Source organism: Rhizobium sp. 01N48, assembly GCF_056399145.1.
On record NZ_JBFTQT010000016.1, the window covers coordinates 58,401 to 67,166 of the forward strand.

Genomic DNA, 8,766 nt, shown 5'->3' on the forward strand with positions numbered 1-8,766 from the left:
GGCTACAGAGGGATGTTGTGTGTTTCGGCGAAATGGGCAAGCAGTTCGCGGATCGATGTCGGCGTCGTCGTATCGTCGAGCGCCTCGTGCATCGCTTTCGAAAGCGCCCCGACGTCGAGGCCGAGCAGCATCGCCTTGACTGGACCGATGGAAGCAGGCGACATCGACACCGAGCGGAAGCCGATGCCCAAGAGCGCCATGGCCGAAATCGGCTTGCCCGCCAGTTCGCCGCAGAGCGTTACCGGCGTGTTGTTGCGCTCGCCGGCGCGCACGATATCGCGCAGGATACGCAGGAACGGCTTGTCCAGCGTGTCGAAACGATCGGAGACCCGCGCATTGCCACGGTCGACCGCCATCGAGAACTGGAACAGGTCGTTGGAACCGACCGATACGAAATCGACCGCCGCCATCAGCTCGTCCAGCTGCCACAGCAGCGCCGGCACTTCGAGCATGGCGCCGAACTGCAGCTTGCGCGGCAGCCCGTGGCCGAAGCGCGACAGGCGCTGCACTTCCTTCTGCAGCAGTTCGCGCACCGCGGTAATCTCGGAGACCTCAGTCACCATCGGCACCATCAGCTTCAGTTCCATGCCGGCGGCTGCCTTCAGCATGGCGCGCAGCTGCGTGCGCAGAAGACCGGGGCGGTCGAGCGACAGACGGATCGCACGCCAGCCAAGCGCCGGGTTCTCTTCTTCATGGCCGCGGAAGTAGGGCACGACCTTGTCGCCGCCGATATCGAGCGTGCGGAAGGTCACCGACCGGCCGGCGGCCTGCTTCAGGACGTTGCGGTAAAACTGCTCCTGCTCTTCCGCCTTCGGAAGCGTGGAGGCGATCATGAACTGCAGCTCGGTGCGGAAGAGCCCGATGCCCTCGGCGCCCGATTCCGACAGTTGCGGCAGGTCGACCAGCAGGCCGGCATTCATCTGCAGCGACACGCGCTGCCCGTCCTTGGAGAGCGGCTCGACTGCGCGCAAGGCCCGGAACTGCTCCTGACGGCGGGCGCGGAAGCGCACCTTCTCCTCGTAGGAGCGCTGATGCTCCGGCAGCGGCCGCAGATGCACATGGCCGCCATCGCTGTCGATGATGACGGCGTCGCCATTATCGGCCAGCGCCACGATCCCGGCCGCCTGGCCGATGACAGGAATGCCCATGGCGCGCGCCACGATGACGACATGGCTGGTCACGGCGCCCTCTTCGAGCACCAGGCCGCGCACATTGGCGCGCGGATAATCGAGCAGTTCGGCGGCACCCATGGCGCGCGCCAGGATGATCGCGTCCGCAGGGAAGCCATCGCCCGAGGTGCGGCCGGTATAGCCAGTCAGCTGGCGCAGCAGGCGGTTCGCCAGATCCTCGAAATCATGCATCCGCTCGCGCAGATAGGGGTCCGTCAGGCGCATCATCCGCGCCTTGGTGTCGCTCTGCACCTTCTCGACCGCGGCTTCCGCCGTCAGTCCGTTGCGGATCGCCTCTTCCAGCTTGCGCACCCATCCCTGGTCGTGCGCGAACATGCGGTAGGTCTCGAGCACCTCGCGGTGCTCACCCTCCATCGAGACGTCGCGCTGCGAGAGCAGATCGTCGATCGAGATGCGCAGCGAACCCAGCGCTTCGGCAAGCCGGCGGATTTCCTTGTCGGCATCATCGTTGAGAAGATTGGTGACGACGATGCGCGGCTCGTGCAGCACGACATAGCCGAGGCCGATGCCTTCATTATAGGTGTCGCCGTCGATGGTGACCGAGCGGGTGAGATCGAGCTCGAGCCCCGGCTTGGTGAGCTTCTTCAGCTCGCCGGTGGCGATCATCTCGGCGAGAACCATCGCGGTCGTTTCGAGTGCTTCCAGCTCTTCATCGCGATAGTTGCGGCTGGCCTTGTTCTGCACGACGAGAACGCCGAGCGAGCGGCCGGCGCGCAGAATCGGCACACCGAGGAAGGAATGATAGATCTCTTCGCCCGTCTCCGGCAGGTAGCGGAACGCAGGGTGCGATTGCGCGTCGGAAAGATTGAGAGGGGCGGCCGATGCGGCGATCGTGCCGACGAGGCCCTGCCCCATTTTCAGCTGCGCCAGGTGGACAGCTTCGCGGTTCAGACCTTCGGTTGCATAGAGTTCGAGCACGCCGTCGGAACGCAGCACGTAGACGGAGCAAACCTCCGCCACCATGTTGCTGGCGATCTGGCGAACGATCCGGTCAAGACGCTCTTGTGGCTCCAGCGGCTCCGCCATCAACTCGCGCAGCCGCTTGAGCAGCACGCGCGGACCGCCGGAAAGGTCTCTCATTGCGTCTCAAGCTCCAAAAACAGAAGGCAAAGTGGCCCGGCAGATCGCCGCGCCACTAATCAACTTGTACGCGCGGCGGCCCTGCTGGGAATCAATTCTTATCCAGACCGTAGCAGGAATGCAAAGTCCTGACAGCGAGTTCCGCATAAGGACCATCAATCAGGATGGAAATCTTGATTTCCGAGGTGGTGATCGCCTTGATGTTGATGCCTTTATCGGCAAGTGCCTTGAAAGCGGTCGCCGCGACGCCGGCGTGGCTGCGCATGCCGATGCCGATGACGGATACCTTTACCAGGCCCGATTCGTTCTGCACGACGTCGTAACCGATCGTATCCTTGTGCTCGCCGAGCACCTTGATGGCCTTGTCCACGTCGCCCGACGGCACGGTGAAGGTCATGTCGGTCTTCGAGCCATCTTCGGAGATGTTCTGAACGATCATGTCGACATTGATGTGGTTCTCGGCCAGCGGTCCGAAGATCGCGGCGGAGACGCCCGGACGGTCGGCGAGACGGCGAAGCGAGATCTGCGCTTCATCCTTGGCATAGGCGATGCCGGTGACTACTTCCTGTTCCACGATTTCTTCCTCGTCACAAATCAGCGTTCCGGGCGGATTCAAGAAATCACCCATGCCCGGAGCATCGGGATCTTCAAAAGACGAACGCACGAAGGTGCGCACCTTGTGCACCATGGCAAGCTCGACGGAGCGAACCTGCAGAACCTTGGCGCCGAGCGATGCCATTTCGAGCATTTCCTCGAAGGCGATCTTCTTCAGGCGGCGCGCCTGCGGCACGATGCGCGGATCGGTCGTGTAGACGCCGTCGACGTCGGTATAGATGTCGCAGCGGTCAGCCTTGACGGCTGCGGCGATTGCGACCGCCGACGTATCCGAACCACCACGGCCGAGCGTCGCGATGCGGTTGTCGGGGCCGAGACCCTGGAAGCCGGCGACGACCGCCACCTGGCCCTCGCCCATCCGCTTGATCATTTCCGAGCCGTCGATCTCGAGAATACGAGCCGCGCCATGTGCGTTGTCGGTGCGGATCGGGATCTGCCAGCCCTGCCAGGAGCGGGCGTTGACGTCCATGGCCTGCAGCGCGATCGCCAGGAGACCCGAGGTCACCTGCTCGCCGGAAGCGACGATGGCGTCATATTCGCGGGCATCATAGAAAGGCGAGCTTGCGCCGACGACCTTCGGCGTGTTCTGCACCCAGCCGACCAGCTCGTTTGTCTTGCCCGACATGGCGGAAACGACGACGGCCACTTCATGACCGGCATCGACCTCGCGTTTGACGTGGCGAGCAACGTTCTTGATACGGTCCAGGTCAGCGACGGATGTTCCGCCGAACTTCATTACGATGCGTGCCATAAGCCTCTACCACAGCAAACCGCCGGGAGAGACGAACGCCAGACCCGGCACGACGAAGCCTTGGAAGCCACGGGCCGAAGAGCCGGAATTGGGAGGTTCTGGAACCCTTCTAAAGCCCTGCGCCCAAGGGCCCAAGTTGCGGCGTCTCTTAACGAGTTTGTGAGGGGGTGGCAAGGTGGAGAAAGGAGAATGACGGCCTCAATTGCGCGTGTAATTTGCAGGCCGCGCGAGGCAGCGCCGAACCGCATGTGACATGACTATGACAATCCCGCGAGGCGCTGGGCCACCAAAGCGCACTGCCCCGTCCCCGCACATTTTTCGGCGTAAAGATTAGATTCAGCTTTTTTTGGTAATTTCCCGTTAGCAATACCCTTTGATGTTCCTGGCGCCACCTGAGTTCGGCGTCCGGCCTGTAATGAGTAACGGGTTCCCAATGCGTTTTTCGGCTGTGCCAGCAATCTTCCTTGCCTGTCTGACCCTTGCGGGTTGCACGTCGACGTCTGGCCCCGACGTCTTGGCTTCAGCCGCCCCATCACGCGAGACGACAAGCTCGGTGGCCCCGCCCGCAGCCGTCCCATCCGCACCGGTACCCTCCGCCGGTATCGCCGCCGGCCAGCAGACCGCGCCGCATCAGGAAGTGCTGGCATGGGCCGGCCCGATCCCGGAATCGAAGGCCTTCGAGTCCGCCGACCGCGCCGTCGGCGCACCGCTTCCCGCCGAGCGCCCGATGGCAGCTACGGAGGTCGCGATGATGACGCCGCCGGCCCGCCCGCCCGTTGTCACGCCGGTTGTCGCCCCGATCATGGAGCGCCCCGACCTTCCCGATATGGAAGAGACGGCCCAGCCGCGCACCCGCAGCAAGCTCTACAGCCGCCAGTTCCGCGACGCCAAGCCGATCAACTTCGGCCGCTCCTCGCCGCACAAGCTCGCCGTTCACGGCGTCGACGTCTCGCGCTGGCAGGGCGATATCGACTGGCCGAGACTGCGCACCCAGGGCGCCAACTTCGCCTACATCAAGGCCACCGACGGCGGCGACCACCTCGACCCGATGTTCCGCACCAACTGGCGCAAGGCCAAGGAAGCCGGCCTGAAGCGCGGCGCCTACCACTTCTTCTACTGGTGCCGCACCGCCGGCGAACAGGCCGACTGGTTCATTCGCAACGTCCCGCGCGATCCCGATGCGCTTCCGCCCGTCATCGACGTCGAGTGGAACGGCGAATCCGCCTGCAAGCGTCGCCCCTCGACCGAAAACGTGCTCGAGAAGATGCAGGTCTTCATGGACAAGCTCGAGCGCTATTACGGCAAGCGTCCCGTGATCTACACGGCGCCCGACTTCTATGCCGACAACCTGCAGGGCGCCTTCCAGAACTATCCCTTCTGGCTGCGCTCGGTCGCCGCCCACCCGTCCAAGCGCTATCCGGGCCGCAAGTGGCTCTTCTGGCAGTATTCCGGCTCGGGCCTGTCGCATGGCGTCGAAGGCAGGATCGACCTCAACGTCTTCAACGGCAGCCCCGACCAATGGATGCGCTGGTCTTCGGGACGCCCCAGCGACCGGATGATGGCCGCCAACGACTGACGATCCGACAGCGATCAACCTGCACTGATATCGATCGGGCACAGGCACAACCGTGGCGCGGCACACCCGCTGCCACGGCGCAGCTATTTTGTCACACCACTAAAATTCGGGTGTCGCGTATATTTCCAAGCATAGGTAACTGTGATTCTTCTTCAATCGTAAGTATGCGGCGTAGATTGATTCGCGAATGTCTTTGATGCTGAATGATTTGGCGGAGATTCCGAATGGGAAATCTTGATATCGAAACCTGGGCACTGGCCCGCGCCCATCACATTGTGTTGAACGAGGGACTTAACCTTGCGAAGGCGGCGCAGGACCTGGACCGCAAGCGCTCCAGATCGCTGGTCTACGAACTGCGCAAGGTGATCGCGGTAGCAATACTCGAAGCCCATGCTGCCTCGAGCAAGAACGATGCGATGCCGCAGGGCTGAGTGTCGCGTGACAATGGCGAAACAAGTCGCCTATTCCTCCCTCATGCCTGTGCTTGTCACAGGCATCCAGCCACGGCGCGTCTGCGCCGTGAATGACCTGCTCCAGGTATGTATTTCGCCGAAGAAAAGTCTCTCGCCGCGCGGACGCGCGTCGGCTGGATTCCCGCCACAAGGGCGAGAATGAGGGAGAGGGTGAGGCCATCTCCAATGCAATTAATTGTTGCGCCAATATGAAATGCAACTAATCTTTCCGCTTGCGGCTGCGCATCGTGGGGAGATGTCATAATGCCATTCACAATTACGAGATCCATACCGGCCAGAGAACGCTGGACGCGCGTCTGCGACATTAGACAGGGCGCGGCCTACGCCTTCACGGCATCTGGCCAATGGAATGATTGGAATATTCCGGCGGACCCCGTCGGCTATGACCGGGCGTGGCTGAGACCGTTTGCCGGATTGAGAGTCATGCCCAAAGAACAGTGGTTCGCCCTGATCGGGTCAATCGATCAGGACACCGATACGGCGTTTCTGATCGGCGCGTCCTATCCGTCCTGGATCGCCTGGAAAACCGGCGTCCTCTACTGCTTCGCCAACGATATTCCATGGATGTACTGGAACAACTCCGGCGCGGTCGAGCTGACATGCACTGAACTCTAGCAAAGCCGAACGCCCGAAAGACGCAGTTGCGTAAGGCCCAGGAAACGGGCAGCCTAGAGCATGTCGCGCAAAGGTGTGAAGCGGTTGCAGGCTCGGGGACCGGCCGATCATGACACGCATGCAGAAAATCGGCGTGGTTCTCGGCCTTGCGCTCGTCGCGAGCTTCACGCTGCTGCGCGCCACCGATCCGCCGCTGCTGCGCCAGATCCGCGACATCACTTTCGACGAATACCAGCGAATCACCCCGCGCAAGTTCGAAAACACCCCCGTTAGGGTCATCGATATCGACGAGGCGTCGCTCAGGGAATTCGGCCAGTGGCCATGGCCGCGCGACCGGCTGGCGCTTCTGGTGCAGCGCCTGTCCGACATGGGAGCGGCGGCCATCGCCTTCGACGTGCTGTTCGCCGAGGCCGACCGCCTGTCGCCACGCTCCATCATGCGCGATGTCGCGGGCGTCGATCCGACGCTTCTTAGCCGACTACCCGATAACGACCAGCTCTTCGCGCAAGCCATCGCCGACAAGCCCGTGGTCCTCGGCTTCGGCCTCTCCATGGACGGCAGCTACAAGCCGCCCGTGAAAGCAGGCTTCGCCTTCACCGGCGAGAGCCCGTTCAACGCCCCGCCGCGCATGACGGCGGCAACGCCGGTGCGCCCGCAATTGCAGATCAACGCCACCGGCCTCGGCCACATCAGCCTCAACCCCGGCACCTACTCCGCCACGGTCCGCCGCGTGCCCCTGCTGCTTAGCGATGGCCTGCAGCTCTATCCGAACCTCGCACTGGAAGCGCTGCGCGTCGCCCAGGGCGCCTCGACCTATGTCGTCGCGGCTGCCCCCGATATTCCGGACACGCTGACCTCGATCAAGGTCGGCGATTTCGTGGTGCCCGTCACCTCATCGGGCGAGCTCTGGCTCTACACCAGCCCCGATATCGCCGATCGCTACATCTCCGCCGGCAAGGTGCTGGCGCCCGATGGCCCCGCGCCGGATGTCGCAGCAGCCGTGCAAGGCAGCATCCTCTTCGTCGGCACCTCGTCTGCGGGCCTGCAGGATATCCGCACCACAGCGCTCGGCGAAAACGTGCCCGGCGTCTCCATTCACGCGCAGACCGTCGAGCAGATCCTCTCCGGCCACTTCCTCTCCCGGCCGGATTGGGCCGATGGCATGGAGATCCTGCTGATCGCGGTGTTCGGCACCTGCCTCGTCATCGTCACCACCTTTGTCAGTCCCGCCGTCGGCCTCGCCTGGGGCCTGATCGTCACCGCGCTTGCCTTCGCAAGCTCCTGGTTCGCCTTTTCGCGATGGGGTCTGCTGTTCGATCCGCTCGCCCCGATCGTCGCCGCCTCGATCATCCACTTCGCCGCCACTTCCTTCCGCATCCTGGTCATCGACCGCGAGCGGCGCGAGGTGCGAAAGGCATTCGGCCAATATCTCTCTCCCTCGCTGCTCCACCGCATCGAGCACAATCCGGATGCGCTGCGATTGGGTGGCGACGATCGCGAGCTGACGGTCATGTTCGTCGACGTCCGCGGCTTCACGACGCTGAGCGAGCGCCTGCAACCGGCCGAGGTCGTCCGCTTCCTCAACACGTTGCTCGATGCGCTGAGCCGCCATGTGGTGGCCAATGAGGGCACGCTCGACAAGTTCATCGGCGACAGCATCATGGCCTTCTGGAACGCGCCCGTCGATGTCGCCGACCACCCCGCCAAGGCCGTGCGCGCCGCCCTTGCCATGCGCGAGACGCTGGCGACGCTGAACGCGACCGACGCCTTCGGCTTCGGCGAGGAGTACAAGGTTGGCATCGGCATCGGCATCCACACGGGCCTCGCCTGCGTCGGCAATATGGGCGCCGAAAGCCGCTTCAACTATTCCGCCGTCGGCGACGCGGTGAATGTCTCGGCCCGCATTGAGGGCTGTTGCAAGGAAGTCGGCTTCGATATCCTGGTCTCCGAGACGACCGCCGCTGCCCTACCACACTTCGCCCTGCTCGACGCCGGCTCGCTCGGCCTCAAGGGCAAGAGCACCCGCACCCGCCTCTACGCCACGCTGGGCGACGAGACCGTCGGCCTCTCGGCGACCTTCGCCCTTCTTGAGACCGCGCACCAGGCCCTGGTCGAAGCCTTCGCCACCCGCTCCGCCGACAGCCGCAAGCTATTGGCAAGGGTCCGGCAGCGGGCGCAGCCCTACCCGGCGACACTGCCGGAATTCTACCGCCGCCTCGCCCGCCGAGGCGATCATTTCAGGGAAACACCGACCGAAGACCCCGCCCCGCTATCGGAGCAGGCGTCGTGACAGGCGCAATTGCTGGAATGAAACCGGCCTAGTACTACAGTTGCGTTTGCCTCGAAATCGTGATTCACTTCTGGTGTTTGACGGGAGGGAATTCGATGTCGGTTTCGGGTTGGTCTGGATCAATGGTGGCTTGGCAGCAGGAGCTTGATACACTGAAGCAGCGGCTAGGCTCGGTC

At 63.3% G+C, this 8,766-nt stretch carries 6 protein-coding genes; 4 read left to right on the forward strand and 2 right to left on the reverse strand.

Going from position 1 to position 8,766, the window contains the following annotated elements:
• Positions 1 to 2: 2 nt before the first annotated feature.
• Both ptsP and AC1DOG_RS22875 read right to left on the reverse strand, forming a co-directional pair.
• Positions 3 to 2,270 (reverse strand): phosphoenolpyruvate--protein phosphotransferase, encoded by a 2,268-nt coding sequence (gene ptsP / locus AC1DOG_RS22870; RefSeq protein WP_477931282.1) that lies wholly within the window; start codon positions 2,268 to 2,270, stop codon positions 3 to 5.
• A gap of 91 nt (positions 2,271 to 2,361) precedes the next feature.
• Positions 2,362 to 3,636 carry an aspartate kinase gene (locus AC1DOG_RS22875; RefSeq protein WP_026283559.1) on the reverse strand — a complete coding sequence of 425 codons (1,275 nt, stop codon included), beginning with the start codon at positions 3,634 to 3,636 and terminating at the stop codon, positions 2,362 to 2,364.
• A 433-nt stretch (positions 3,637 to 4,069) separates the two neighbouring features.
• Between AC1DOG_RS22875 and AC1DOG_RS22880 the strand changes: the two genes are divergently transcribed.
• The 4 genes from AC1DOG_RS22880 to AC1DOG_RS22895 all read left to right on the forward strand — a co-directional run bounded on the left by AC1DOG_RS22880 (position 4,070) and on the right by AC1DOG_RS22895 (position 8,590).
• Positions 4,070 to 5,212 carry a glycoside hydrolase family 25 protein gene (locus AC1DOG_RS22880; protein WP_113197318.1) on the forward strand — a complete coding sequence of 381 codons (1,143 nt, stop codon included), beginning with the start codon at positions 4,070 to 4,072 and terminating at the stop codon, positions 5,210 to 5,212.
• Positions 5,213 to 5,436: 224 nt separating this feature from the next.
• Positions 5,437 to 5,643 (forward strand): hypothetical protein, encoded by a 207-nt coding sequence (locus tag AC1DOG_RS22885; protein ID WP_477931285.1) that lies wholly within the window; start codon positions 5,437 to 5,439, stop codon positions 5,641 to 5,643.
• Positions 5,644 to 6,108: 465 nt separating this feature from the next.
• Positions 6,109 to 6,300 (forward strand): hypothetical protein, encoded by a 192-nt coding sequence (locus AC1DOG_RS22890; RefSeq protein WP_477931287.1) that lies wholly within the window; start codon positions 6,109 to 6,111, stop codon positions 6,298 to 6,300.
• Between the two features lie 109 nt (positions 6,301 to 6,409).
• Entirely contained in the window at positions 6,410 to 8,590 is a 2,181-nt protein-coding gene (locus AC1DOG_RS22895) for a CHASE2 domain-containing protein (RefSeq protein WP_477931289.1), read from the forward strand.
• Positions 8,591 to 8,766: the final 176 nt, after the last annotated feature.